Here is a 26,018-nt window from a genome sequence, read left to right on the forward strand (position 1 = left end):
GCGTGAACTCCTTGTGCTGACGGCTCGATCGGGTCCGACCCCGGCGTGACCGTAACGCTGCCGCAAGTCTTGCGGCAAGGGTCGTGAAAGTACCGGTAAGAATTTTCACGACCCTTGCCCATGGGGCGGGTTCAGCAGGCGGACCTGCCCGCGTACAGGGCGAGCGCGGTGTGGGCGCCCAGCGTCGCCGTGAACCGCCCCGAGCCGTTGACGCTCACGGACTTTCCGCTCTGGACGTCGCAGTACGTCCCGGCGGGCAGCGAGGTCTGGTAGGTGCGGTTCAGCGCGCCCGACTCGTGGTTGACGGCGACGAAGCCCTTGTTGCCGCGCCCGAAGGCGATGGCGTCGTTGCCGTTGTCCCACCAGTTCGTGACCGCCTGCCCCCGGGTGGCGTTGCGGAAGGCGACCATCGACTTGATCTCGGGCCAGGCGTGCTGGCACTTCCAGCCGTTCTGCCAGCAGGCGTCCACCCGTCCGCCGTTGGGCGGTCCGGCGTCGGCGTCCGACCACTCGTAGCCGGAGTTGACGTCGGGAGCGCCGTAGGGCCAGGCGAGCATGAAGACGTTGGCCAGGGTGTAGGTGGCGTTGTCCTTGTAGCTGAGCGTGGAGCCGTTGCGCTCGGTGTCGTGGTTGTCGACGAAGACGCCGGAGACGCCGCTGCTCATGTACCCCCAGCCCTCGCCGTAGTTCTTCAGGTAGGCGAGGTTCTCGTTGTTGAAGACGCGCTTGAGGTCGTAGGCGTACCGGAACTCCTGGACGTCCCCGGTGCCGGTGTACTCGCTCGGCTGGACGGCCTCCCCGGCGCCGAAGATGGCCTCCTGCTTCCAGTACACGCCCGGGTTGCTCAGCCGCGACTTGATGTTGGCGAGGTCGGCGGCCGGGATGTGCTTGGCCGCGTCGATCCGGAAGCCGTCGACGCCGAGCGAGAGCAGGTCGTTCAGGTACCCGGCGACGGTCTTGCGGACGTACTCCTCGCCGGTGTCGAGGTCGGCGAGGCCGACCAGTTCGCAGTGCTGGACGTTGTAGCGGTCCTGGTAGTTGCCGATCTGGGAGCGGCAGTCGTCGAAGTCGGGCGACGAGTAGAGCCCGGGGTAGTCGTACTTCGCGTACGTGGAGCCGCCGGTGCCGGTGCCGCCGCCCGCCGACATGTGGTTGACCACGGCGTCGGCGACGACCTTCACACCGGCCGCGTGGCAGGTGTCCACCATGCTCTTGAACGCGGCCCGGTCCCCGAGCCGCCCGGCGATCCGGTAACTGACGGGCTGGTACGAGGTCCACCACTGCCCGCCCCGTATGTGCTCGGCGGGCGGCGAGACCTGCACGTAGCCGTAGCCGGCGGGGCCGAGGGTGCTGGTGCACTCCTTGGCGACGGAGGCGAAGTTCCACTCGAAGAGGACGGCGGTGACGTCCTTGGCGCCGGGCGGGGAGGCCTGCGCTCCAGTCGGGGTCATGACAAAGGCAGCCGCGAGAGCGACGGCCGCCGTGAGAAGTCTGCGTGCCATGTGGGGGTTCCTTCTTCTTTGAAGGCTCTTGCTGCAAGCTTCAGCAAGATTGCGGGTGACGCAGATGGTAGAGGCCCGCCGCCCGAAAGGGCAGCGGGCCGTACCAACTTCAAAGAAAAAAGCCGTTCGCGGAGCGGCGGGCCGTCAGGCCGTCGTCCACCACACGGTCGTATCCCCCGGCACCTTCGTCTCGCCGTCGGCCTCGGTGATCTCGCCGCTGGACAGCAGCACGCGGCCGTGGGCGGGTACCGTCACCGACTCACCGGTGGTGTTGGCGACGCACACGAAGTCGCCGCGGCGGAAGGCGAGGACGCCCTCGGGGGCGCGGAGCCACTCCACCGCGTCGCCCGCGCCCAGGTCGGGCTGGTCGCGGCGGGTCGCCAGTGCGGCGCGGTACAGCTCCAGGGTCGAGCCGGGCTCGCCGGTCTGGGCCTCGACGCTCAGCTCGGCCCAGCCCGCCGGCTGCGGGAGCCAGCTGCCGCCCGCGCCGAAGCCGTACGACGTTCCCGTGCGCGTCCAGGGGATCGGCACCCGGCAGCCGTCGCGGAAGCCGTCCTGGCCGGCGCCCCGGAAGTAGGCCGGGTCCTGGCGTACCTCGTCGGGGAGGTCGACGACGTCCGGCAGGCCCAGCTCCTCGCCCTGGTAGACGTAGGCCGAGCCGGGCAGGGCCAGCATGAGGAGGGTGGCGGCGCGGGCGCGGCGCAGGCCGAGCGCGCGGTCGCCGGCCAGGCGGATCTGGGTGCCGAGGCCCGCCGGGTTGGCGAAACGGGTGGCGTGGCGGGTGACGTCGTGGTTGGAGAGGACCCAGGTGGCGGGGGCGCCGACGGGGCGCATCGCGTCCAGGGTCCGGTCGATGACCGTGCGCAGTTCCTCGGCGTCCCAGTGGGTGCCCAGGTACTGGAAGTTGAAGGCCTGGTGCAGCTCGTCGGGGCGGACGTAGTTCGCGGTGCGCTCGACGGTCGGGGTCCACGCCTCGGCGACGAAGATCCTCTCGCCGCTGTACTCGTCGAGGATCAGCCGCCACTGGCGGTAGATGTCATGGACGCCGTCCTGGTCGAAGAACGGCATGACATCGTTGCCCAGCAGCTTCAGTTGCTCATGGGATCCCAGGTCCGGGAGGCCCTGCGCCTTCACCATGCCGTGCGCGACGTCGATGCGGAAGCCGTCGACGCCCATGTCCAGCCAGAAGCGCAGGATGGAGCGGAACTCGTCGCCGACCGCCGGGTGCTCCCAGTTGAAGTCGGGCTGCTCGGGCGCGAAGAGGTGCAGGTACCACTCCCCCGGCGTGCCGTCGGGCTCGGTGACCCGGGTCCAGGCCGGCCCGCCGAAGATGGACTCCCAGTCGTTGGGCGGCAGTTCGCCGTTCTTCCCCTTGCCGGGGCGGAAGTGGTAACGGTCCCGGGAGGGGGAGCCGGGGCCCTCGGCGAGGGCGCGCCTGAACCACTCGTACTGGTCCGAGGAGTGGTTGGGGACCAGGTCGACGATGATGCGCAGGCCGAGACCGTGGGCGTCGCGGATCAGCGCGTCGGCGTCCAGGAGGGAGCCGAACATGGGGTCGACGGCCCGGTAGTCGGCGACGTCGTACCCGGCGTCGGCCTGCGGCGAGGCGTAGAAGGGGCTGAGCCACACGGCGTCCACGCCCAGGTCGCGCAGGTACGGCAGACGGGTGCGGACACCCTCCAGGTCGCCCATGCCGTCACCGTTGCTGTCGGCGAAGCTGCGCGGGTACACCTGGTAGATGACCGCGTCCCGCCACCAGTCGCGGCGCCCCGCGACGGTGGCCGTGGCGGAGGAGGTGACGGAGGTGGGGGCCGGTGCGGCGGAAGGCTGCTGGCTCATGGCGTCCTTGATGTGTAACGGAGTTCCGGTCATGGAGGCATGGGTGGGGGACGAGGCGGCCGGCCGCGGTGCTGCGGGGTCGGATGGGCACCGCGGCCGGACGTTCTCCCGGTCGGGCGTCAGCCCTTCGTGCCGCCGGCGGTGAGGCCGGCCACCAGGTTCTTCTGCACGAGGTAGAAGAAGGCGGAGACGGGTATCGCCACGAGCACGGCGGTGGCCGCCATCAGGTGGCGCTGCGCGTCGTGTTCGCTGACGAAGCTCTGCAGGCCGACCGCGAAGGTGTACTTCGTGTCGCTGAGCATGAACGTCGAGGCGAAGGCCACCTCGCCGAAGGCGGTGATGAAGCTGTAGAAGCCGGCGACCGCCAGGCCCGGCCGGGCGAGCGGCAGGATCAGCCGGAAGAAGGTCCCGAACGGGCTCAGTCCGTCCACCCGTCCGGCCTCGTCGATCTCGAACGGGATGGTGTCGAAGTAGCCCTTGAGCAGCCACGCGCAGTACGGCACCGCGGTCGAGCAGTAGACGAGGACCAGACCGAGGTAGCTGTCGACGAGCTGGAGGTCGGACAGGATCTGGTACATCGGCACGATCAGCACCGCGATGGGGAACATCTGGGTGACCAGCAGCACCCACATCAGCTTGCGGTAGCCGGGGAAGCGCATCCGGGAGACGGCGTAGCCGGTGGTGGCGGCGACCAGGACGCCGATGACCGTGGTGCCCAGCGAGACGATCAGCGAGCTCTTCAGCCACTCGAAGAAGTTCGTGTGCTGGAGCACGAAGGCGTAGTTGTCGAAGGTCATCTTCGACCAGATGCGCCCGGGGTGCAGGTAGTCGTCTTTGTCCGGGCCGAGGGACAGGTAGACCAGCCACGCGACCGGGAAGAGCGCGATCAGGCTCGCGACGGTCAGGATGCCGTGGGAGGCGGCGCTCGCGGTACGGCTTCGTTCGCCGCGCCTCCTGGCCCGGGGCGGCTTCGCCGCGGACTCGGCGACCTGCTCGGCGGGCGCGGTGGTCGGCACTGCGGTCGTGCTCATGGTGGCTCCTGCCTCAGATCGCGAGCTGCTGCTCATTGCGGTTCAGCCAGCGGCGGTAGAAGGAGGTGAAGACGATCAGGATGGCCAGCAGCAGGATCCCGTACGCCGCGGACTGTGCGAAGTCGCGCGGCTGCTGCCCGAAGCCGAGGTGGTAGGCCCAGGTGACCAGGATCTGCGCGTCGGGGGCGGAGTTGCCGAAGAGCAGGAAGATCACGGCGAACTGGTTGAAGGTCCAGATGATGCCCAGCAGGACGACGGTGGAGCTGACCGACCTGAGGCCCGGCAGGGTGACGTACCGGAAGCGCTGCCAGGCGCTCGCGCCGTCCATCTCGGCCGCCTCGTAGAGGCTGTTGTCGATGGACTGGAGGCCGCCGAGGAGCGAGACCATCATGAACGGCACACCGCACCAGGTGTTCACCATGATCGCGGAGAACCGCTGCCAGAAGGTGTCCTCCAGCCACGCGGGCGTCGGCAGGTGCAGCCAGTCCAGGGCCGAGTTGATGATGCCGGCGTCGGCGAGCATGAAGCGCCAGCCGAAGACGGTGACGAAGGTGGGCACGGCCCAGGGCAGGACCAGCAGCAGGCGGTAGAAGGTGCGGCCGCGCAGGTTCTGGTTGAGCAGCAGCGCCAGACCGAGCCCGATGAAGAAGTGCAGGCCGACGCAGACGGCCGTCCACACGATGGTCCAGATGAAGTGCGACCAGAAGCGGTCGTAGGCCGTCGGGCCCCACAGGATGTCGGCGTAGTTGTCCAGGCCGATGAACTTGTAGGTGGCCTCGATCTCGTTGACGCCAATCGTGCGCGCCGTGTTGAGGCTGTTGGCGTCGGTGAGGGTGAGGTAGAGGCCGTACCCGAGCGGGTACAGCACGAGGACGCCGATCACGACGGCCACCGGCGCGATCATGGCGTAGGCGTACCAGTACTTCTGGTAACCGTCTCTCAGACGGCGGCCGAGGCCGGGCCGCGGTGTGCGGTCACCGCGGCGCTTGCCGGTCGCGCGGTCGATGGTGACTGTCATGGTTCGGCACCTTCGGGAGCATCGGGCTGGGCGGGACGATCGAGGGGTACGGCGCACCGGCCGCCGGGTCCCCTCCCCCCACGCGGGGGACCCGGCGGCCGCGGACTCACTTGGAGAAGTCCGGCACCAGCTTGGCGATCGCGGCCTCCGCGTCGCCCAGCCCCTCGTCCAGGGACTTCTTGCCGCCGGCGATCTGCGGGAGCTGCTCGTCCAGCGGCGCCCAGAGGGAGCCGTACTCCGGCAGCGCCGGGCGCGGCTGGGCGGCGGGCAGGACCGTCTGGTAGCCGGCGATGCCCGGGTCGGCCTTGACCTTGTCGGTGTAGGCGTCGTCGCGGGTCGGCAGCGTGGAGTTCTTCAGGGCGATGGTCTCCTGGGACTTCGCCGAGGTCATGAACTTCACGAGCTTCAGCGACGCCTCCTGGTGCGCCTTGTCCGAACCGGCGTAGACCGACAGGTTGTGGCCGCCGGTCGGGGCGCCCGCCTTGCCGGTGGAGCCGGCCGGGACGGTGGCGATGCCGAGGTTGTTCTTGTCCTTGAACGCCGAGCCCTTGTAGAAGTTGGTGATCTCCCACGGGCCCTGGACGATCGAGGCGACCTTGCCGCTGACGAACGCCTCCTGGATGTGGGCGTAGGCGTCGGCGGTGGTGTCGGCCTTGTGCAGGCCCTTGCCGTCGAACAGGCCCAGCCAGGTGCCGTACGCCTTCTTCGCCTCGGGCGAGTTGACGGTGACCTTCTTGCCCTCGGCGTCGACGGTGTCGGTGCCCTCGCCGAACAGGAACGGCTGGCCGTAGTAGCCGGCGGTGGAACCCCAGAAGCCGTCGGCGCCGGTCTTGTCCTTGATGGTGGCGGCGGCCTTCTTCAGGTCGTCCCAGGTCTTGGGGGCCTCGACGCCGGCCTTCTCGAACAGTTCCTTGTTGTAGACGAAGGCGAGGGTGTCGGTGACCAGCGGGACGCCGTAGGTCTTGCCCTCGTACTTGGCCTGCTCGATCAGGTTGGGCTGGAACTTGTCCTGCTCGGCGAGGGCCTCGGTGCCGTCCAGCGGCAGGAAGAAGCCCTTCTTGGCGAAGGCGGGCGTCCAGCCGACCTCGGAGCGCAGCACGTCGGGGGCACCCTTGGAACCGGCGGCGGTGTCGAACTTGTTCTGCGCCTGGTCGAAGGGGACGTTGACGAAGTCGACCTTGATGTCCTTGTTGGCGGCCTCGAACTCCTCGACCAGCGCCTTGTAGGTCGGCGCCTCGTTGGTCGCGTTCGAGGTGTCCCAGTAGGTGATGGTGACCGGTCCGCCGGACTCGCTGTCGCTGTCGCCGTCCCCGCCGCACGCCGTCGCCGCCAGGGCGAGGGACGCCACCAGCGCGGTGGCCGCTATGCCACGCCGCATGAGTTCTCCTTGAGGGTGAAAGCCCGTGTGGTGCAGGGTGCGGGCCCGTCCGCCGCTCCTGCCGCTGCCGACCGCGTCGTTGCTGCCGTCGGGCGACGTGAACGTAACAGCGTTGTAAGCGCGGCGAAAGGTCTTGCAGCAAAAAAGTGCAAGACATCTCCGAAGTTATCCGGGCGTGACCTCTTGGCGACCACCGTGAGACGCTTGTTTACAGGGGCCGAGCGGTATCCGGCCGGTTGTGCAAGACTCTGCAAGCTCTTGCCGCCACTTTCTCGAGGGAGCGCGATGACGCAGCAGCCCGCGCCGGGCCGTCCAACAGGCCGTCCACGGCGTCCGATCGGTGGGCAAGGCGGCGGCCGACAGGTACAGTCCACCCCTGTGACCACACGGCTTGCCGACATCGCCGCCCAGGCGGGGGTGAGCGAAGCGACGGTCAGCCGGGTCCTCAACGGAAAACCGGGCGTCGCCGCCACCACCCGCCAGTCCGTACTCGCCGCCCTGGACGTCCTGGGCTACGAACGCCCCGTGCGGCTGCGTCAGCGCAGCGAGGGCCTGGTGGGCCTGATCACCCCGGAGCTGGAGAACCCGATATTCCCGGCGCTGGCCCAGGTCATCGGCCAGGCGCTGACCCGCCAGGGGTACACGCCGGTCCTCGCCACCCAGACCCCGGGCGGCTCCACGGAGGACGAGCTGACCGAGATGCTGGTCGACCGCGGGGTGGCCGGCATCATCTACGTCTCCGGACTGCACGCCGACACCACCGCCGACATGCAGCGCTACGAACGGCTGCGCGCCCAGGGCGTGCCCTTCGTCCTCGTCGACGGCTTCTCGTCGAAGGTGCAGGCGCCGTTCATCTCCCCGGACGACCGGGCCGCGATGAGCCTCGCGGTCACGCACCTCGTCTCGCTCGGCCACACCCGGATCGGGCTGGCCCTGGGGCCGAAGCGGTTCGTGCCCGTGCAGCGCAAGATCGAGGGCTTCGTCCGCACCGTCCAGGACCAGCTGAACCTCGGTGCGGACATCGTGGAGAAGGAACTCGTCCAGCACTCGCTGTACACCCTGGAGGGCGGCCAGGCGGCGGCCACCGCGCTCATCGCCCGTGACTGCACGGCGGTGGTCTGCGCGAGCGACATGATGGCGCTCGGCGCGATACGGGCGGCCCGGCAGCAGGGGCTCGACGTACCCAAGGACATCTCGGTCGTCGGCTTCGACGACTCGCCGCTGATCGCCTTCACCGACCCGCCGCTGACGACCGTCCGCAAGCCGGTCCCCGCGATGGGGCAGGCGGCCGTGCGCACGCTGCTGGAGGAGATCGCCGGGACGCCCGCGCCGCACAGCGAGTTCGTGTTCATGCCGGAGCTGGTCGTCCGCGGCTCCACGGCTTCCGCTCCGGGCGAGCGCAACCGCTCCTGACGTCCGCCCTCCGCGCGGCGGATGCGGGCCACAGCGGACGGGGGGATGATCGGTGGAAGATGTCTTTTCTGGCAGACTCCATGCCTATGGGTGACGCGACCGTGAGGACTCCGGAACGCCGCGCAGAGGCCGTTCCGCACCCCGTCACTGAGGGGACGGGGCAGGGGCTCCTGCGCCGGCTCCGTGCGCCGCGCCGGCCCCGTCTGTGGTTCGAGATCCTGCTGATCGCGGTGAGTTACTGGACGTACTCCCTGATCCGCAACGCGGTGCCGGAACAGCGGTCGCAGGCGTTGCGCAACGCCGACTGGATCTGGCGGGTGGAGCAGCAACTGGGCGTCGCCGTGGAGGAGTCGGTGAACCACGCCGTGAACTCGGTGACTTGGCTCATCATCGGGATGAACTACTACTACGCCACGTTGCACTTCGTGGTGACCCTCGGTGTGCTGGTGTGGCTGTACCGCAGCCATCCCGGTCGCTACGCCGCGACCCGTCTCGTCCTCTTCGCGACCACGGGCGTGGCCCTGGTCGGTTACTACCTGTATCCCCTCGCCCCGCCCCGTCTGATGAACGGCGGCCGGTTCATCGACACCGTCATGGTCCACCAGACGTGGGGGTCGATGGCGTCCGGTGACCTGAAGAACATGTCCAACCAGTACGCGGCGATGCCCTCGATGCACATCGGGTGGTCCGTCTGGTGCGGACTGACGATCTTCGCACTGGCGTCCGTGCCGTGGGTGAAGGTGCTGGGGCTGCTGTACCCGGCGCTGACGCTGGTGGTGATCGTGGCGACCGCCAACCACTTCTGGCTGGACGCGGTGGGGGGCGTGCTGTGCCTGGCGTTCGGCTACCTGGTGGCGGCGGCCTGGTACGGCAGCCTGCCGTACGCGCTGCCGCGGGTGGCGGCGGCACGGAAGCGGGCGTGGTTGCCCACGCGGGCGTGACCGCCAGGCATCACGCGCCCGGCATCACGCGTAGAACAGCTCCTCCACCACCGCGCGTGCCCTGCGCGCCGTGCGCCGGTACTCGTCCAGCATGTCGCCCGCGTGGCCCGGGCCGTGGCCGAGGTAGCGGCCGACCGCGGCCAGCTCGCGCGGGTCGGTGGGGAACGTGTCGCCGGCCCGGCCGCGGACCAGCATCACGGCGTTGCGCACCCGCGTCGCCAGCACCCACGCCTCGTCCAGGATCCCGGCCTGCTCCGCCGGGATGAGCCCGGCGCCGGACGCGGCGGCCAGCGCGGCGCGCGTCCGGGTGGTGCGCAGCCCGGCCTCGGTGTGGCCGTGCCGCAACTGGACCAGCTGCACGGTCCACTCCACGTCGGAGAGCCCGCCCGGCCCCAGTTTGGCGTGCAGCTTGGGGTCCGCGCCGCGCGGCAGCCGCTCGGACTCCATCCGGGCCTTGAGCCGCCGGATCTCCCGTACGTCCTCCTCGCCGAGCCCGTCCGCCGGGTACCGCAGCGGGTCGACCAGCTCGGTGAACCGCCGCCCCAGGTCGGCGTCGCCGGCCACGAACTCGGCCCGCAGCAGCGCGTGCCGCTCCCACACCAGCGACCAGCGCCGGTAGTACGCCTCGTACGACTTCAGCGTCCGCACCAGCGGCCCGGACTTGCCCTCGGGCCGCAGGTCGGCGTCGATCAGCAGCGGCGGGTCGGCGCTCGGCACCTGGAGCAGGCGGCGCAGCTCGGCGACGACCTTGTTGGCCGCGTCCCCGGCCTCCCGCTCGTCCACGCCCTCGCGGGGCTCGTGCACGAACAGCACGTCCGCGTCCGAGCCGTAGCCCAGCTCGTGGCCGCCGAACCGGCCCATGCCGATGATCGCGAACCGGGTCGGCAGCGTGTCGCCCCACCCCTCCCGCACGACCGCCCGCAGCGTCCCCGCCAGCGTCGCCGCCGTCAGGTCGGAGACCGCGTCGCCCACCAGGTCCACCAGGGCGCCCTGGTCGGCCTCGACGGGCTGCGCCTCGGTGCCGTAGGAGCCGACGATGTCCGCGGCGGCCGTACGGAACAGCTCCCTGCGCCGCACCCCGCGGGCCGCGGTGACCGCCTGTTCGCCTCCGTCGGCGCGCCGGACCGCGGCCAGTATCTCCTGCTCGAGCTGGGGGCGCCCGCGCGGCGCCAGGCCGCCGGTCGCACCGTCTCCGAGCAGCGCGACCGCCTCGGGGGCCCGCATCAGCAGGTCGGGGGCGAGCCGGCCGGCGGAGAGCACGCGGGCGAGGTTCTCGGCGGCCGCGCCCTCGTCCCGCAGCAGCCTGAGGTACCACGGGGTCTTGCCGAGCGCGTCGGAGACCTTGCGGAAGTTGAGCAGGCCCGCGTCCGGGTCGGCGGAGTCCGCGAACCAGCCGAGGAGTACGGGCAGCAGCGTGCGCTGGATGGCCGCCTTGCGGGTGACCCCGGACGCCAGCGCCTCCAGGTGCCGCAGCGCGGCGGCCGGGTCGGCGTACCCGAGGGCGACCATGCGTTCGCGGGCCGCCTCGGGGCTGAGCCGGGCCTCGCCGGGCGCGAGCTGGGCGACGGCGTCGAGCAGCGGCCGGTAGAACAGCTTCTCGTGCAGCCGCCGCACCACGGAGGCGTGCCGCTTCCAGGCGCGCTGCAACCCGGCCACCGGGTCGGTGCGCAGGCCCAGGGAGCGGCCCAGGCGGCGCAGGTCGGCCGGGTCCTCGGGCACCAGGTGGGTGCGCCGCAGGCGGTGCAGCTGGATGCGGTGCTCCATGGAGCGCAGGAAGCGGTACGCCTCGTCGAGCTGGGCGGCGTCCGCGCGCCCCACGTACCCGCCCGCGGCGAGCGCCTCCAGGGCGTCCAGCGTCGTACCGCTGTGCAGGGAGGTGTCGGACCGCCCGTGCACCAGCTGGAGCAGCTGCACGGCGAACTCGACGTCCCGCAGGCCGCCGGGGCCGAGCTTGAGCTGGCGGTCCACCTCGGCGGCGGGGATGTTCTCCACCACCCGGCGGCGCATCTTCTGCACGTCGGCGACGAAGTTCTCGCGGTCGGCGACCTGCCACACCAGGGGCTGGAGGGCGGCCACGTACTCGGCGCCGAGGCCCGGGTCGCCGGCCACCGGGCGGGCCTTGAGCAGCGCCTGGAACTCCCAGGTCTTGGCCCACCGCTGGTAGTAGGCGACGTGGCTGCTGAGGGTGCGCACCAGCGGCCCGTTGCGGCCCTCGGGGCGCAGGTTGGCGTCGACGGGCCAGATGGAGCCCTCGACGGTCGTCTCGGAGCAGATCCGCATCATGTGCGAGGCCAGCGAGGTCGCGGCCCGCAGCGCCTTGGTCTCGTCGGCGTCGCCGACCGCCTCGCCCACGAAGATGACGTCCACGTCGGAGACGTAGTTCAGTTCGTGACCGCCGCACTTGCCCATCGCGATCACGGCCAGCCGGCACAGCGCGGCGTCCCCGGGCGCGGCCTCCTCGGCGATGGCCAGGGCGGCGCGCAGGGTGGCGGTGGCGAGGTCGGCCAGCTCGGCGGCGGTCTCGGCGAGGTCGATGGTGCCGCACACGTCGCGGGCGGCGATGGAGAGCAGGCAGCGCCGGTAGGCGACGCGCAGCGCGACGGGGTCGGTGGCCTCGGCCAGGCCGCGTTCGAACTCCTCGACTCCGGGGTGCAGGTCGCGGGGTTCGTAGGTGACCAGGGCCTGCCAGTCGCCGGCGTGCCGGGCCAGGTGGTCGGCGAGGGCCTCGGAGGCGCCGAGCACACCGAGCAGCCGGTCGCGCAGCGGCTTGGCCGCCACCAGGGTGTCCAGCAGCTCCCGGCGGGCGGTGGGGTCGGGCTGCGCCTCCAGGAGCCGGACCAGGCCGTGCAGGGCGAGGTCGGGGTCGGCGGTGGCGCCCAGTGCCTCGAGGAGTACGGGGTCGGAGCGGACCTCGGCCAGCTCGGCGCCGTCCAGCAGCTCCTCGGCGGCCGAGGGATCGGTGAAGCCGTGCCGCAGCAGCCGTGTGAAGGTACTGCTCCTGCGCCCCGGCGCCGTCATCTCGGCCTCCTGTCGGACCTGTGGGATGGACTTGTGGGATGGACCTGGGGGACATGTGGGATCAAGGTCGTACGGCCGAGCGTAACCGGGGATCGCCCGCGGGGCACCGAACGGGCGGCGCCCCGGGCGGGAAGCCGCTAGCTTGTTGGACACCGCGGCCGGCGCCGAGGCCGGCACGGATGCCGCAGGAAGCCGAAGGAGTCATGCCATGGACTTCACCCTCGAGGTCGTTCCGCTGCCCGTGAGTGACATCGACCGGGCCCGGGACTTCTACCGGGACAAGGTCGGCTTCCACGTCGACATCGACCAGGAGGTCATGCCAGGGATGCGCATCGTCCAGCTGACGCCCCCGGGCTCCGGCTGCTCGATCGCCCTCGGTGACGCCATCTGGGACATGGCGCAGGGGCAGACCCGGCCGGAGCCCGGTTCGTACCAGGGCCTCCAGCTGTGCGTCGCCGACATCAAGGCGGCCCACGCGGAGCTGTCCGGGCGCGGCCTGGAGGTCTCCGAGCCGGTGCAGTACGCGCCGGACGACGGCGCGACCTTCATGTACTTCAAGGACCCGGACGGAAACGGCTGGGCGGTCCAGGAGTACCGGCGCCGGGTGGCGGAGCCGCTGCACAAGGTCCTCGCGGACCAGCGGCCCCAGGGCTGACCCCTGCCGTGCCGCCGTCTCAGCCGGTCTCCCGCCAGCGGTTGGTGACCGGCAGGCGGCGGTCCTTGCCGAAGCCCTTGGCCGAGATCTTGGTCCCCGGCGGGTACTGCCGCCGCTTGTACTCGGCGGTGTCCACCATGCGCAGCGTCCGCGTCACCAGGTCGCGGTCGAACCCGGCGGCGACGATCTCGTCCGCGCCCCGGTCCCGGTCGACGTACAGCTCGAGGACGGCGTCCAGCACGGGGTAGTCCGGCAGCGAGTCCGTGTCGACCTGGCCGGGGCGCAGCTCCGCGCTGGGCGGCTTGGTGATCGAGTTCTCCGGGATCGGCGGGGTCTGCCCGCGGGCTCCGGCCGCGCGGTTGCGCCATTCGGCGAGGCGGAAGACCGACGTCTTGTACACGTCCTTGATGGGCCCGTACGCGCCCACCGAGTCGCCGTACAGCGTCGAGTAGCCCACCGCCAGTTCCGACTTGTTGCCGGGCGCCAGCACCAGGTGGCCCTCCTGGTTGGAGAGCGCCATGAGCAGCGTGCCGCGCAGCCGGGACTGGAGGTTCTCCTCGGCCAGGCCGGTCAGTCCCAGCGCACCCATGTAGGCGTCGAACATGGGCGCGATCGCGACGGTCCGGTAGTGCAGGCCGGTGCGCCGCGCCAGCTCGGCGGCGTCGTCCTTGGAGTGCTCGGAGGAGTACCTGGACGGCATCGACACGCCGTACACGTGCTCGGCGCCCAGCGCGTCGCAGGCGATCGCCGCGACCAGCGCGGAGTCGATGCCGCCGGACAGGCCGATCAGCACGGAGCGGAAGCCGTTCTTGGTGACGTACGCGCGCAGTCCGGCCACCAGCGCCGAGTAGACCTCCTCGTCGTCGTCCAGCGGCTCGGCGCGGCCGCCGGACAGCGGGGTCCCGTCGGCCGGTACCGGGTCCTCGGACAGCACGACCCGCTCGATGCGCAGACCGTCGTCCACCACGCCGGCGGGCGCCTCCGGCTCGGCGGCCGGCAGGTCGAGGTCCAGGACCACGCACTCCTCGGTGAACTGCGGGGCGCGGGCCACGACCGCCCCGTCCCGGTCGACGACGATCGAGTCGCCGTCGAAGACCAGTTCGTCCTGCCCGCCGGTCATGGCGAGGTAGGCGGTGGTGCACCCGGCCTCCTGGGCGCGCTTGCGCACCAGCTCCAGCCGGGTGTCGTCCTTGTCGCGCTCGTACGGGGAGGCGTTGACGGAGAGCAGCAGTCCGGCGCGTGCCGAGCGGGCGGCGGGCACCCGGCCGCCGTCCTGCCACAGGTCCTCGCAGATGGCCAGCGCCACGTCGACGCCGCGCACCCGGACCACGGGCATGGTGTCGCCGGGGACGAAGTAGCGGAACTCGTCGAAGACGCCGTAGTTGGGCAGGTGGTGCTTGGCGAAGGCGAGCGCCACCTCGCCGCCGTACAGCACGGCCGCCGCGTTCTGCGGGGCGCCGGCCGGCTGGCCGTACTTCGGCTGGGCGGTCGCCGAGCGGTCCAGGTAGCCGACGACCACCGGAAGGCCACCGAGGCCCTCCTCGGCGAGGCGCGCCGCGAGGGCGCGCAGGGCGGTGCGGGACGCCTCCACGAACGACGACCTGAGGGCCAGGTCCTCCACGGGATACCCGGTGAGCATCATCTCGGGGAACGCCACCAGATGGGCTCCCCGGTCGGCGGAGTGCCGGGTCCAGCGCAGGACCGCCTCCGCGTTCGCGTCGAGGTCGCCGACGGTGGAGTCGATCTGGTTCAGGGCGAGTCGTAGTCGAGGCACCCGGCCAGTGTAATCGTCAGAACGACACAATGGGGTGACGTATCGGTGTCCGGCGCATGTCCGGGGCTTCGCGCTCGTGTCCCGGGGCCTCGCGCTCACATCCGGGGCTTGGCGCCCCGCTCCGCCAGCAGGTCCGCCATCAGCCGGATCTCCGACTCCTGCGACTCCACCATCCCGCCGGCCAGGCGCTTCTCCACGCCGACCGTGCACTTCTCGACGCAGCCCCGGGCCATGTGGACGCCGCCCTTGTGGTGCTCGGTCATCAGCTGGAGGTAGTAGACCTCCGCCCGCTTCCCGTTCAGCGTGCCGAGCTTCGCCATCTCGGCGTCGGTGGCCATCCCCGGCATCAGCGAGCCCTCACCGGCCGACGGCGCCCCGCCCATCCCCATCCAGCTCATCGGCGGGTCGGACGACACCTTCGGCAGCCCCCACAGGTCGAGCCAGCCGATCATCATGCCGCGCTGGTTGGCCTGGGTCTGCGCGATGTCGTAGGCGAGCCGCCGGACCTCCTCGTCGCCGGTGCGGTCGCGCACGACGTACGACATCTCCACGGCCTGCTGGTGGTGGACCGACATGTCGCGCGCGAACCCGGCGTCCGCGGAGTCGGCGGACGGCACCCGGCTCGCCCCGTCGTCGCCCGCGACGGCGTAGGTGATCCCGCCGGCCGCGACGAGGACCGCGGCGGCGGCCCCCGCGGTCCAGCCGGCCCGCTTCGGTGTCACTGGGAGAGCCCGCCCGTGCACGCGGCCCCCGGCTCGGGGGTCTGCTCGCCCTGGACGAACTTCTCGAAGAACTTGTCCACGTTCGGGTCGTCGGCGCCCGTCACCGTGCGCTGGTGGCCCCAGGCGGTGAGCATGATCGGGTCCTGCTGCTTCTCGTCCGGGCTCATCAGCGAGTACGGCGTCTTCTTGACCTTGGCGGCCAGCTTCTCCACTTCGGCCTTCGGGGCCGCCTCGGTGTACGTCACCCACACCGCTCCGTGCTCCAGCGAGTGCACGGCGTTCTCGTTGTTCAGCGGCTTGGTGTAGACGTCGCCGTTGCAGTTCATCCAGACCTGGTTGTGGTCGCCGCCGACCGGCGGGTCCACGGGGTAGCTGACCTTCTTGGCGACGTGGTTGCGGGCCAGGTCGCCCTTCCAGGTCTTCACCCCGTCCTCGCCGGTGACGAACTTCCCGGAGTTCTTGCCGTCGGACGCGGTGTCGCCGGAGGAGTCGTCCGACTGCCCCCGGATCAGGATGACGCCGCCGACGACGAGACCGGCGACCACCACGGTGCTGACCGCGATGGTGAGGATCCGGTTCCGGCGCTCACGCGCCTCCTCGGCACGCCGCATCTCGGCTATGCGGGCCTGTCGCGCCGTGTTGCTGTTCTTCTTCGCGGAACCCATGGGGTGCAGCCCTTCTGGGAAGTCTTCTGCCGTCGAGCGGGGTGGCCGGGTCCGCTGATCGTAAGGGTGGAAGGCGGCTCCTTCGTAGGGAGATCACAGGATCCGCCCCGGCCGGATCCCCGGAATGGCCCGATCGAACAGGTGGCCTCTACCCTGCGGTCATGGGGTGGGCCGGCCGGCCGGGGTCCGCAACGCGTTCGAAACGGCGCTGTGGTGTGATGCTCAGGTGCGGGGCCGCCTCCCGCCGTACCGGAGACAGGCGGCCTGACCAGCGAGGATGGGGATACGGAAGATGGACAAGCAGCAGGAGTTCGTGATCCGGACGCTGGAGGAGCGCGACATCCGGTTCGTACGCCTTTGGTTCACGGACGTACTGGGCTTCCTCAAGTCCGTCGCCGTGGCCCCCGCCGAGCTGGAGCAGGCCTTCGACGAGGGCATCGGCTTCGACGGCTCGGCCATCGAGGGCTTCGCCCGGGTGTACGAGTCCGACATGATCGCCAAGCCCGACCCGTCGACCTTCCAGGTCCTGCCCTGGCGCGCGGAGGCGCCCGGCACGGCCCGCATGTTCTGCGACATCCTGATGCCGGACGGTTCCCCGTCCTTCGCGGACCCTCGCTACGTCCTCAAGCGCGCCCTGGCCCGCACCTCCGACCTGGGCTTCACCTTCTACACCCACCCGGAGATCGAGTTCTTCCTGCTGAAGGACAAGCCGGTCGACGGCTCGATCCCCACCCCCGCCGACAACTCCGGCTACTTCGACCACACCCCGCAGAACATCGGCATGGACTTCCGCCGCCAGGCGATCACGATGCTGGAGTCGATGGGCATCTCGGTGGAGTTCTCCCACCACGAGGGCGCCCCGGGCCAGCAGGAGATCGACCTCCGCTACGCCGACGCGCTCTCGACGGCGGACAACATCATGACGTTCCGCCTGGTCATGAAGCAGGTGGCGCTGGAGCAGGGCCTCCAGGCCACCTTCATGCCGAAGCCCTTCTCGGAGTACCCGGGCTCGGGCATGCACTCGCACCTCTCGCTCTTCGAGGGCGACCGCAACGCGTTCTACGAGTCCGGCGCGGAGTACCAGCTCTCCAAGGTCGGCCGCTCCTTCATCGCGGGCCTGCTGCGGCACGCGGCGGAGATCTCGGCGGTCACCAACCAGTGGGTGAACTCGTACAAGCGGATCTGGGGCGGCTCCGAGCGCACGGCCGGCGCGGGCGGCGAGGCCCCCTCCTACATCTGCTGGGGCCACAACAACCGCTCCGCGCTGGTCCGCGTCCCCATGTACAAGCCCGGCAAGACCGGCTCGGCCCGCGTCGAGGTCCGCTCCATCGACTCCGGCGCCAACCCGTACCTCACCTACGCCGTCCTGCTGGCCGCCGGCCTCAAGGGCATCGAGGAGGGCTACGAACTCCCGCCGGGCGCGGAGGACGACGTCTGGGCCCTCTCCGACTCCGAACGCCGCGCCCTGGGCATCGAGCCCCTCCCCCAGAACCTCGGCGAGGCCCTCGCCCTGATGGAACGCAGCGACCTGGTCGCCGAGACGCTCGGCGAACACGTCTTCGACTTCTTCCTGCGCAACAAGCGGCAGGAGTGGGAGGAGTACCGGTCCCAGGTCACGGCGTTCGAGCTGCGGAAGTCGCTGCCGGTGCTGTAGACGACCTCAGAGCGTGCCCTACGTGGCATTGGGTCACGGTGCTCCGTGTCCCACCCTCCCTGTGAGGCTCCGGCGACCTTCGCCGGAGCCTCACAGGGCTTGCCCGTCCGCTTTCAGGAGGCGGCGAGGCGCTGGGCCAGGAACTGCTCGAATGTCAGCAGGCCCGGGTGGAGCTTGCGCAGGGCAGGGATGTCCGCCTGGTAGCCGTCCTCGGCGAACCACTCGAACATGCGCTCCTCGATGGGAGTGGTCTCCAGGCGGGTCGGGGTGCCGGTGATCCGCTCGTAGATCTCGGCCACCCGCGGGAAGGTGATCTCGTCACCCGCGAGCTCGATCTCCTTGCCGATGAACTCGGCCGGATTGTCGAACGCGTTGGCAGCGAAGACGCCGATGTCGTCGGAGGCGATGAACTGCATCGGCTTGTCCGGCTTGACCGGCAACGACATCACGCGCTCGCCCTCGGCGTCGGCGAAGTGGAGCAGGTTGTTCATGAAGAACACCGGCCGCAGAACGGTGGCCGGCAGACCGAGCTTCTTGATGTGCTCCTCAATCTCGGCCTTGCTCTCGAAGTGGTCGATGCCCGTGTTGCGCTCGGCACCGCCCACGGAGCTGTAGACGAAGTGCGCGACCTCTGCCTCCTTCGCGGCATCAGCGACGGCCTTGCCGTGGCGTACCTCGGCGGCAAGCGTCTCCGGCTCGTAGGCCAGCGCCTGCACGCTGTAGATGCCGTACACCCCGGCCACGGCCTCGCGCAGCGAGCCGACGTCCTCAAGGTCGCCCTTGACGAGCACCGCGCCCTGCTCCTCGAGCGCCTGGGCCTCGGGTTTGTCGGGGTTCCGGACGAGCGCGTGCACCGTCCAGCCGCGGGACAGCAGTTCACGAGCGGTGGCACCGCCCTGGTTGCCGGTGCCACCGAGGACGAGGACGATCTTGTTGTCGGTCAACGCGTGCTCCCTATCGGGTCGTTCGCAGGCCGGTGCGGGTGGGTTGGCGACGGATCGCCATGACCGAGTCTTGAACCTCAAGCGCAATTGAGGTCAAGCACGATGGGTTGCGTCACTCGGTGAAGGCCCCGAGCCGGGGGGGCGATCACGTCCGGTCCGGGCTCGTCGCTTCCGCCCCCGGGCTGAGCCGGATGACGGCCGGGTCGGTCCATTCGGCCAGGGACAGGGTGAGGTCGGTACCCCGGGTGGTGCACGCGGCAGCCGTCACCATGCCGATGCCCCTGAGGACGTCAGGCCAGGCCGATGGTGAGGGCGGGGTGTCGACGTACTCGCGGGTGGTCTGTTGGTTCACCGAGCAGCCGAACGGAACCCTGCGCTGAGTCAGAACCCAGCGAGACCGTAGCCCCTAGAACAAGCTGGGCCGTCGAAGGGCGGCCAAGGAGGCAGGCCGGCGGGGTGCCGCCGGCCGAGACGATCCGCAAGACGAGGCAACCCGGCCGCTCAGGCGGGGAGGGGTTCCGGGCCGGCGTCGTCAACTGGTGGACAGGTCTCGTTGCTCATTCGCTCGGCCGCGCCGATGTACTCGGCAAGAGCGCCGCGGGATTGAGCGAGCCCGTCCATCTGATCGTCCAGTCGCCGCAGCCGTGACCGCATCGCGGCCAGCGACTCGGGGCACCCGAGCAGGTGCCGGATCCGCTTCACCCGCAGCACGGCGTTCTCGCCGTACTCGCGGGATCCGTTCACACCGCGGTCTGCCGGCACCCGGGCAGGCCCGGACGAACTGACGGTCACTCACCCGGTGCCGGGGCCGCGCCGAATATTCGTCGGACCTGCACACCGTGCCTCGCGACGGCGCATGGACGGGGTGCGGCGGAGGGAGAGCGGTCCGGCCAGCCGCCTTTCAGGTCCCGGAGCGGCGGGAAGCGTGAAGAGGCGAGTGCTTTCCCCGACCACATCCGCACACTGGTGAACGCGGCGGCGATGAGAGCGGAGTAGGTAATTCCACTCCGTGCTTTGATCGGTGCGCGGCACGCCGGTGACCGGTTCCGCTCCCCCTCTCGTCGGTACGAAAGGCAAGTCCTGTCATGAATTTCGTCCCCCAGGCCGAAACCGCTGAGCTCTCCGACGCGGACCTGGACCAGGTGTCCGGCGGCAACATCGCCATCGGCGCGGCCCTCATAGCGGGCGACGGCCAGTTCGGCGCCGGCCTCCACGCGGAGACCGGCCACCTCGCCGTCACGACCGGCCTCGGCGCCTCCGCGATCCACGGCAACGCGCACACGACGGTGGCCTGAGCCACCCGACCTATGCGTGCGGGCCCCGGATCACCGTGTCCGGGGCCCTACGAATGCCGTCCAGACGGCCGGGGGCACGGCGAGGTGAGCGCCGTCGGGGCGCTTGGAGTCGCGGATGTGGATGGTGGCGGGGGTTTCGCGACCGACGCAGTCGTTTCCGTTTTCGCGCTGCTGCTGTAGCTGCTCTTGAATCAGACGATCATGTCTCCCCAGCACTTGCTCGATGAAGACCGAGGATTCCTTGGTCGTCAGAGCCTCGGCGCGGATGGTGTCGTAGCGCACTTCGAGGATCCGCAGTTGACGGGGGTCGCTGACCGGTCGGCTGTCGTAGGTGTTGTCGGCGCGGCCGACCACCGTCCGGCCCGCCGGGACCCTCCGGCAGTCCCGGAGAGCTGGGTGAATCGATCACTGGGCCGCCCGGCCGCTCCGGGACGCAGGGCGCCACTGGCCCATCCCGGGCCCTCCGGCCCGTCCTGCCCCGACGGCTATAGCCTTCAGGCGCCCTCCTGGGATCCAGACGCCCTGGTCTGGCGCCGCGGCGACCCACCGAGCAACGGCGGGGGGAGCCCTGATCCCTCACCGAGCCCGCTCGCCCTCGCCTTGCCCCCTTGAGCCCCCGCCGGCCCTGTGCCTGCGGGGCTCCCTTGCATTCCAAGGGGTTGTGATTTCCAGCCACACTGGCGCATCGTTGGCGCTCCACCGCCTCACCCGTGCCCCCGCAAGGGTCCGGCGACTCCCGGGGGCGGTGGGCCTGCTCCGGACTGCTTCCCAGGCGTTGGTTGCGCCGCCTCCGCTGTGCACCCCTCAGCGGGGGGCACTCGTGTTCAGCGTTCCCAGGTGTCCCGCCCCCGCCCCGCCACTCGATCAGCGCCGAGCCGGCCACGTCCAGCTCGTCCCAGCCCTCCAAGCCGGCGCTCTGGAGGAGGCTGTCAGGTCGCGCAGCGAGTAGACGGTGTCCAGGATCGTGCCGTCGATCCGGACGTGGCGGCCGCCGGTCTCAGTGGGCGGGCACACGACGACGGGTGGGTTGCTGGCCATGATCCCAGCGTGTCCCCGTCATCGGGGGGATGCGCGGTGGGGGCTCCCTACGGGCGAGACGTGGCCGCTCTTCTGCTGGGCCGTCCGTGTGGTCAGCCCTGGTGCATCTCCAGGACGGCTTCGAGGACCAGGTGCCACGGGTACTCGCTGGGGTGGCCCTGGCCCGGCTGGTTCGGCTGGAAGCCGTCCTCTCCGTAGAGGACGCGTACGCCCATCGCGCGCAGCTCGCTGACGCTGCGCTCGAACTGGCGGTGCTGTACGTACGCGGCGTTGACGCACGGCATGGTCACGGTGGGGATGCGCTTGCCGATGCCTTCGGCGACTACGCCCACCACGAAGTCGTGGGTCAGGCCGAGAGCCCACGAGTTCACCGTGTTGAAGGTGGCCGGGGCGAGAGCGATGACGTCGGCCTTCGGCCACACGTCCGGCGTCCCGGGCATCTTGTACTCGCTGCGGACCGGGTGGCCCGTGAGCCGCTCCAGCTCGGTCAGTTGCGGTGCGAGCCAGCGAGCGGCGGTCGGTGTGAGCCCGAGGCACACGTCGAAGCCGCGGTGCTGCGCGTCCGTGATGACGCCGGCGACGTCGGCGACGGGCGGGGCGGCCGAACCGAACAGGTACAGGACGGGTGTGGTCATGCAGTCCATCGGATCACACAACCGCCCCCGCTCACGGATGAGTCGGGAGCGGAAGCGGTGCTCCGCCCGAAGGGCGGGGGTACTGTTCCAAGTGGCTGCTTGGAACGGAGACCAGTATGCACTCACTGGACGACAACCACACGGGCGCCCGCATCAAGGAGCAGCGCAGACTCGCCAGGCTGACACAGCGCCAGCTCGCCGATCTGCTGCCGTACTCCTACAGTCTGCTCAACCAGGTGGAGTGCGCGGCCCGACCTGCGACAGCCGACTTCGTCGCTGCTGTGGCGCAGGCCCTGAACATCGACGTCACGGTCCTGACCGGCCAGCCGTACGTGTCCGAATTGCAGCGTGACCGGCTCGCCGAACTGGTCCGGCCCATCCGGGAGGCGCTGGACCTCTACGACCTGGGCTCGAACCCGGACTTGACCGTACGGCCGGCCGACGAGCTGATCGCCGGCGCAGAGCGCATGTGCGCGGACGTACGAGCAACGCACCTTCGGGCCGCTGCCCGGAAGCTGCCGGGCCTCATGGCGGAACTGACGCACGCCGCCTGGTCGTCGCCGTCCACCGAGTTGTGGCAGGCCCTCGCGTCGACCTACCGCACCGCCCACGACATCAGCATCAAGCTCGGGTACTACGACCTCTCCTCCGTGGCGTTGGACCGCATGGACTGGGCGGCCGAGCGCGCCTCCGATCCGTGTCTGGCCGCCGTCCGCCAGTACATGCGCGCCTTGGTCTACTTCCGCGAGGGCGAGTACCGGATCGGGAAGCGCCTGGTCGCCTCCGGGCACGGCATCGTCGGCCAGGCGGAGCAGACGCGGGAGGCCCTGGCGGTGTCCGGGCAGCTGCACCTGGGTGCGTCGGTCCTGTCCGCGCGGGCGGCGGACCAGGCGGCCGTGGACCTCCACATCGGGGAGGCCCGCCGGATCGCCAAGCGCATCGGTGACGCCAGCGATGTGCACTGGCTCAGCTTCGGGCCGGCCAACGTGGCGCTGCACAAGATGTCCGCCGCAGTCGAGATGCGCCGCTACGACGACGCGCTGAAGCAGGCGAGGAAGATCAAGCTTCCGGCGCAGCTGGCGACGTCCCGCCGCGCGCACTTCCTGGTGGACAAGGCCCGCACAGAGGTGGAGACCGGTCACACCGACGGGGCATTGAAGTCGCTGGTCGAAGCGCGGCGGCTGGCGCCCGAGCAGACCCGCTACCACCCGGCCGCCCGGGAGACGATCACGGGCTTGGTGCACCTGTCGCGCCGGACGCCCGACACGTTGTCGCACATGGCGGCCTGGGTCGGTCTATAGACGCTCACAGGCGCTCACAGATCTGTGAGCGTTCCGCCCTTCCCGGAGGGTCACGCTGTACTCACACCAAGTTAACGACGGTGTGAGGACGGCGCGATGACCCACCGCTGGAACTTTCCGAACAACAGGTCCTTCGCAGCCGCGCCCCAGCAGTCGTTACCTGGTGCGCCCCGGCAGCCGCGCGAACGACTCCGGGGCCGGCCAACGCTGCGAAGGAGCGTCGACATGAGGAACGCTACAGCCCCGCGAACGTCCGGCGTCAAGATGACCCTGCACGTGTACCGGGTCAACCAGGACGGCGCGGTTACCGAGGACTGCGGCACGGTGAACGTGAAGGGCGGCAGGATGCCGCCGCCCCTGCGGGACGTCTACCCGCCGTGCGGCTGCCCCCGCCACCGCGCGGAGCGGGCGGCAGCCCGGTGAGTGCCACAGAGCAGAACAGCGCCCCCGTCGACCTGGAGGCCATGCGCAAGTCCGTGCGAGCGGTCCTCCTGCCCGACGGCGGAAGCCCCATAGAACTGGAGGCGGAAGACGCTGCAATGGCGGTGATCGAAGAACTCCGCAGCCACCTGGAACGGCTGATCCCCGACGTGGAGTCCAGGGCCGACAAGGCGTCGGGCAGCATCGCCCGGTACTGCACCCTCGCCTGCGTCGGAGAGGCCCGCGGCAAGCTCCGCGCACAGCCGCTGCCGCGCCCCGGCGGGCCCCTCCGATACGCCAGACGCCTCGCCCGGGTCCTGACCGCCCTCTGCGACCACCACGAGCGGATGGGCGGCGAGTCCAAGTGACGGCCGAGGCGCACGTCTGCCAGCACTGCGACGAACCGATCACCGATCCGGACGACGCGGTCCTCGTCGCTCAGGAGGCCGGCAACTCCGGGCCCGGCTGGAACGTGTGGGCGCACAGTGCTCACGTCGGCCAGCTGGAGATGCACCCGGTGGCCGTCCGCGCCATGGCCCGCATCCTGCGCGCGCGGGTCTTCCCCCAGGGCGGCTGACCGCCCCGCCAGCCTCGGCGTACGGGGCCCCACGGCGACCGTCGGGTCAGGGTCGCACCCATGAACGCCCCTCCCGTCGGAGGTCCGCAAACCTCCAGCGGGGCGGATGCCAAGAACCCCCGCCCCAGGCCCCCGAACCCTGGACAGGTCGAGCACTGGGGCGGGTTGCACAACGGCCGGAGACCGCTTCTCCATCATCAGATCACTGGAGGTCAGTGATGAGGAACCTGTACGAGTTGCCGGTGGCCGACGCGCCCACCAGGAAGTGGTGCGGAGGCAACCTCGGAGGCGACAACGAGACCTGCATGACCACCGCGCCGCTGGCGGGCGTGGTGGATGCGTTCGCCGTCGGCGACTCCAAGTCCGAGGCGAAGGGCAGCGAGCTGCGCATGACCGGGGCGGAGCTCGACTCGTTCGCCATCGAGTGGGTCCGGAACCGGGGCCTGGCGCTCTAGGCTGACCGCTCTCCCACCCTCCTCACCACGGGCCGCTCCAGCGCGCGGGGCGGCCCACTTCCGGAAGGTCCCCATGACCGCTATCGCACCCGAACGGGTGAGCATGACCAGCCAGACGTGGACTGGCCACTGGCACGGCTTCGGCCCCTGGACCGGCTCACCCGAGACCTACTTCAAAGAGGGCAACCGGCGGCCCGCCCACGATGTCCTGCCCGACGCCGGTGCGACCTGTGCTGACCGGTACCGGGAGGCCGCCAGCGAGTTCACCAACGGCGCCCTCCCCCCGCTGATGACCGGGCACTGGCTGCTGAAGCGTGGACAGGCCACGAAGGCTCGTACCTGGGCGGATGTCGGTGACGCGACAGCTTGGCTGAAGCAGCAGTACATCGGCAGTCCGCCCTTCGAACGGGCTGATGGTCTGCGAGCGTACGCGGGCCTCGACGTCAAGCTCGCCTACGTCCGCAACGTCCTCCCCCGAGGTGTTGACGTCTCCTGGGTTCACTACACGCCGTCTCGCACCCTCTTCGCCGTCCAGGTCGTGTGCTGCCCGAACTTGCACCACACAGACCTTGCCTGTCCGCTACTCCCTCATGATCTGTGAGGAGACACCATGTCGCTTCGCTTACTGCTTCCTCGCAACGGAGTAGCTGACCTCCTGGCCGCCTGGCCCGACGAGCCCCGTGTGTACGACCGGGGACGGACCGAGGTGGACGAGGCCATGAGCCTGGAATCCTTCAACGAACTGATCGACACCGGCTGTGCGCCTCCTGGTGAGATCGCCGTGATCAAGGCCGGCCCCTCCAACCGGACCGCGTTCCTCACGGACGGCCGCACCGACCCGTCCAAGTTGAGCCGACTGCGCGATCAGGGATACACGATCCGGTTCGGCAACATGCAGCGCTGGCTGCCCGCCTTCCACCGCATCTCCCAGGGCATTCAGCGCGAGACGGGCTACTCGAACTACATGCACGGCTTCCTCACCCCGGGGCGGGAGCAAGGACTGCTCCATCACTGGGACCAACAAATGGCCGTCATCGTGCAGGTGGCCGGCACCAAGACCTGGCAGCTGTGGAAGCCGCCCATCGAGTCTCCGATGCGCGGGTACAACGAGTCGTTCCGCGTGTGGCGCGAGGAGTACATCGCCGCCTGGGAGGCCGCAGGGCCGGATCTGACTGTCGAGCTGACGGCTGGACAGACCCTGATCCTGCCACGTGGCTGGGTCCACAACCCGCACGCCCTGCATCACGACGAAGCCAGCCTTCACCTGACCTTCGCCATACGGGAGCGCACCCCGCTCTGGCTCGCTGAACAGCTCATCGCACGGGCGATCGAAGAGCCAGAATTCCGGCGTGTTCTCCTACCTGCGGAACTGGAGCCCCCGGTTCTCGCTGAGCGGCTGAGGGAGACGACACGTGCTCTCATGGCGCTCCTGGGCGCACTGGACATGACCGAGATGGCGAACCGAGTACGTAAGGCGGCTGTGACCGAGCTGGAGTACACGACCTGACCGAACGCCGCGGGCACCCATGCCGGCCCCGCTCGTCTGCTCCCCCCGTGGAAGATGAGCGGGGCCTTCCCGTGCCAGTCGTTGATGAGCACGGTCACCCGCGGCAGCGATCCGCATCAACTCGCCGACCATGTTTGGTCCTCCCCGAGGAGGCGGGCGCCCCTACTGCCGGTCTTCGCTGCCGCGCGGGACGCCCCTCACCCCCGCACCCTCTCCCTGTCTCTTGTAACACTCGT

The 26,018-nt window shown here is 70.3% G+C and carries 26 protein-coding genes; 12 read left to right on the forward strand and 14 right to left on the reverse strand.

Annotation, left to right across the window (positions count from 1 at the left end; all coding sequences use genetic code 11):
• Positions 1–131 precede the first annotated feature (131 nt).
• The 5 genes from DMH12_RS16775 to DMH12_RS16795 form a co-directional block, all read right to left on the reverse strand.
• A complete protein-coding gene (locus DMH12_RS16775) occupies positions 132–1,502 on the reverse strand; it encodes an alpha-amylase family protein (RefSeq protein WP_185832358.1) in 1,371 nt (456 codons plus the stop codon).
• Positions 1,503–1,646: 144 nt separating this feature from the next.
• Positions 1,647–3,341 (reverse strand): glycoside hydrolase family 13 protein, encoded by a 1,695-nt coding sequence (locus DMH12_RS16780; protein ID WP_125492389.1) that lies wholly within the window; start codon positions 3,339–3,341, stop codon positions 1,647–1,649.
• Between the two features lie 119 nt (positions 3,342–3,460).
• A complete protein-coding gene (locus DMH12_RS16785) occupies positions 3,461–4,372 on the reverse strand; it encodes a sugar ABC transporter permease (protein ID WP_125492390.1) in 912 nt (303 codons plus the stop codon).
• Positions 4,373–4,385: 13 nt separating this feature from the next.
• Positions 4,386–5,390: a carbohydrate ABC transporter permease gene (locus DMH12_RS16790; RefSeq protein WP_125492391.1), complete on the reverse strand. Its 1,005-nt coding sequence runs from the start codon at positions 5,388–5,390 to the stop codon at positions 4,386–4,388.
• 106 nt (positions 5,391–5,496) lie between these two features.
• Entirely contained in the window at positions 5,497–6,768 is a 1,272-nt protein-coding gene (locus tag DMH12_RS16795) for an extracellular solute-binding protein (RefSeq protein ID WP_125492392.1), read from the reverse strand.
• Positions 6,769–7,146: 378 nt separating this feature from the next.
• Here DMH12_RS16795 and DMH12_RS16800 point away from each other — a divergent pair, with 378 nt between their 5' ends.
• The gene (locus DMH12_RS16800) at positions 7,147–8,181 is read left to right on the forward strand and encodes a LacI family DNA-binding transcriptional regulator (protein WP_125492393.1); all 1,035 of its coding nucleotides are present in this window, start codon (positions 7,147–7,149) and stop codon (positions 8,179–8,181) included.
• 86 nt (positions 8,182–8,267) lie between these two features.
• On the forward strand, positions 8,268–9,122 hold the full coding sequence (locus DMH12_RS16805) for a phosphatase PAP2 family protein (RefSeq protein ID WP_125492394.1): 855 nt from the start codon (positions 8,268–8,270) through the stop codon (positions 9,120–9,122).
• Positions 9,123–9,146: 24 nt separating this feature from the next.
• Here the strand turns inward: DMH12_RS16805 and DMH12_RS16810 are convergent, their stop codons facing one another.
• Positions 9,147–12,140, reverse strand: coding sequence for a bifunctional [glutamine synthetase] adenylyltransferase/[glutamine synthetase]-adenylyl-L-tyrosine phosphorylase (locus DMH12_RS16810; RefSeq protein ID WP_125492395.1), 2,994 nt, complete (start codon positions 12,138–12,140; stop codon positions 9,147–9,149).
• 208 nt (positions 12,141–12,348) lie between these two features.
• Between DMH12_RS16810 and DMH12_RS16815 the strand changes: the two genes are divergently transcribed.
• On the forward strand, positions 12,349–12,795 hold the full coding sequence (locus DMH12_RS16815) for a VOC family protein (RefSeq protein ID WP_125492396.1): 447 nt from the start codon (positions 12,349–12,351) through the stop codon (positions 12,793–12,795).
• A gap of 19 nt (positions 12,796–12,814) precedes the next feature.
• Here the strand turns inward: DMH12_RS16815 and DMH12_RS16820 are convergent, their stop codons facing one another.
• The 3 genes from DMH12_RS16820 to DMH12_RS16830 all read right to left on the reverse strand — a co-directional run bounded on the left by DMH12_RS16820 (position 12,815) and on the right by DMH12_RS16830 (position 15,956).
• Positions 12,815–14,569, reverse strand: coding sequence for an NAD+ synthase (locus DMH12_RS16820; RefSeq protein ID WP_185832359.1), 1,755 nt, complete (start codon positions 14,567–14,569; stop codon positions 12,815–12,817).
• A gap of 95 nt (positions 14,570–14,664) precedes the next feature.
• The gene (locus tag DMH12_RS16825; protein ID WP_125492398.1) at positions 14,665–15,291 is read right to left on the reverse strand and encodes a DUF305 domain-containing protein; all 627 of its coding nucleotides are present in this window, start codon (positions 15,289–15,291) and stop codon (positions 14,665–14,667) included.
• Entirely contained in the window at positions 15,288–15,956 is a 669-nt protein-coding gene (locus DMH12_RS16830) for a DUF3105 domain-containing protein (RefSeq protein WP_125492399.1), read from the reverse strand. Before DMH12_RS16830 ends, DMH12_RS16825 begins: the two co-directional genes overlap by 4 nt.
• A gap of 292 nt (positions 15,957–16,248) precedes the next feature.
• Between DMH12_RS16830 and glnA the strand changes: the two genes are divergently transcribed.
• Positions 16,249–17,610, forward strand: a complete 1,362-nt coding sequence (gene glnA / locus DMH12_RS16835; RefSeq protein ID WP_125492400.1) for a type I glutamate--ammonia ligase — start codon at positions 16,249–16,251, stop codon at positions 17,608–17,610.
• 113 nt (positions 17,611–17,723) lie between these two features.
• Here glnA and DMH12_RS16840 read toward each other — a convergent pair whose 3' ends face one another.
• The 3 genes from DMH12_RS16840 to DMH12_RS16850 all read right to left on the reverse strand — a co-directional run bounded on the left by DMH12_RS16840 (position 17,724) and on the right by DMH12_RS16850 (position 19,298).
• The gene (locus DMH12_RS16840; protein WP_125492401.1) at positions 17,724–18,554 is read right to left on the reverse strand and encodes an NmrA/HSCARG family protein; all 831 of its coding nucleotides are present in this window, start codon (positions 18,552–18,554) and stop codon (positions 17,724–17,726) included.
• A gap of 145 nt (positions 18,555–18,699) precedes the next feature.
• A complete protein-coding gene (locus DMH12_RS16845; RefSeq protein ID WP_125492402.1) occupies positions 18,700–18,906 on the reverse strand; it encodes a hypothetical protein in 207 nt (68 codons plus the stop codon).
• A gap of 149 nt (positions 18,907–19,055) precedes the next feature.
• Positions 19,056–19,298, reverse strand: a complete 243-nt coding sequence (locus tag DMH12_RS16850; RefSeq protein ID WP_221763130.1) for a hypothetical protein — start codon at positions 19,296–19,298, stop codon at positions 19,056–19,058.
• Positions 19,299–19,639: 341 nt separating this feature from the next.
• On the opposite strand from DMH12_RS16850, the gene DMH12_RS16855 reads away from it, so the two are divergent.
• Positions 19,640–19,849 carry a hypothetical protein gene (locus tag DMH12_RS16855; RefSeq protein WP_125492403.1) on the forward strand — a complete coding sequence of 70 codons (210 nt, stop codon included), beginning with the start codon at positions 19,640–19,642 and terminating at the stop codon, positions 19,847–19,849.
• 30 nt (positions 19,850–19,879) lie between these two features.
• Here the strand turns inward: DMH12_RS16855 and DMH12_RS40250 are convergent, their stop codons facing one another.
• Both DMH12_RS40250 and DMH12_RS16875 read right to left on the reverse strand, forming a co-directional pair.
• Entirely contained in the window at positions 19,880–20,203 is a 324-nt protein-coding gene (locus DMH12_RS40250; protein WP_125492404.1) for a DUF397 domain-containing protein, read from the reverse strand.
• Between the two features lie 776 nt (positions 20,204–20,979).
• On the reverse strand, positions 20,980–21,522 hold the full coding sequence (locus DMH12_RS16875; protein ID WP_125492405.1) for a flavoprotein: 543 nt from the start codon (positions 21,520–21,522) through the stop codon (positions 20,980–20,982).
• Between the two features lie 116 nt (positions 21,523–21,638).
• Here DMH12_RS16875 and DMH12_RS16880 point away from each other — a divergent pair, with 116 nt between their 5' ends.
• From DMH12_RS16880 to DMH12_RS16910, 7 genes are all read left to right on the forward strand, one after another.
• Entirely contained in the window at positions 21,639–22,823 is a 1,185-nt protein-coding gene (locus DMH12_RS16880) for a helix-turn-helix domain-containing protein (protein ID WP_125492406.1), read from the forward strand.
• A 225-nt stretch (positions 22,824–23,048) separates the two neighbouring features.
• Positions 23,049–23,246, forward strand: coding sequence for a hypothetical protein (locus DMH12_RS16885; RefSeq protein ID WP_125492407.1), 198 nt, complete (start codon positions 23,049–23,051; stop codon positions 23,244–23,246).
• On the forward strand, positions 23,243–23,611 hold the full coding sequence (locus DMH12_RS16890) for a DUF6415 family natural product biosynthesis protein (RefSeq protein WP_125492408.1): 369 nt from the start codon (positions 23,243–23,245) through the stop codon (positions 23,609–23,611). The genes DMH12_RS16885 and DMH12_RS16890 overlap by 4 nt, the downstream gene beginning before the upstream one ends.
• A complete protein-coding gene (locus DMH12_RS16895) occupies positions 23,608–23,820 on the forward strand; it encodes a hypothetical protein (RefSeq protein WP_125492409.1) in 213 nt (70 codons plus the stop codon). The genes DMH12_RS16890 and DMH12_RS16895 overlap by 4 nt, the downstream gene beginning before the upstream one ends.
• Positions 23,821–24,038: 218 nt before the next feature.
• Entirely contained in the window at positions 24,039–24,275 is a 237-nt protein-coding gene (locus DMH12_RS16900; RefSeq protein ID WP_125492410.1) for a DUF397 domain-containing protein, read from the forward strand.
• A 73-nt stretch (positions 24,276–24,348) separates the two neighbouring features.
• A complete protein-coding gene (locus DMH12_RS16905) occupies positions 24,349–24,876 on the forward strand; it encodes a hypothetical protein (RefSeq protein ID WP_260474232.1) in 528 nt (175 codons plus the stop codon).
• A gap of 117 nt (positions 24,877–24,993) precedes the next feature.
• Positions 24,994–25,782: a JmjC domain-containing protein gene (locus DMH12_RS16910; RefSeq protein ID WP_312023939.1), complete on the forward strand. Its 789-nt coding sequence runs from the start codon at positions 24,994–24,996 to the stop codon at positions 25,780–25,782.
• Positions 25,783–26,018: the final 236 nt, after the last annotated feature.

It is taken from the genome of Streptomyces sp. WAC 04229, assembly GCF_003947455.1.
Taxonomy (GTDB): domain Bacteria; phylum Actinomycetota; class Actinomycetes; order Streptomycetales; family Streptomycetaceae; genus Streptomyces.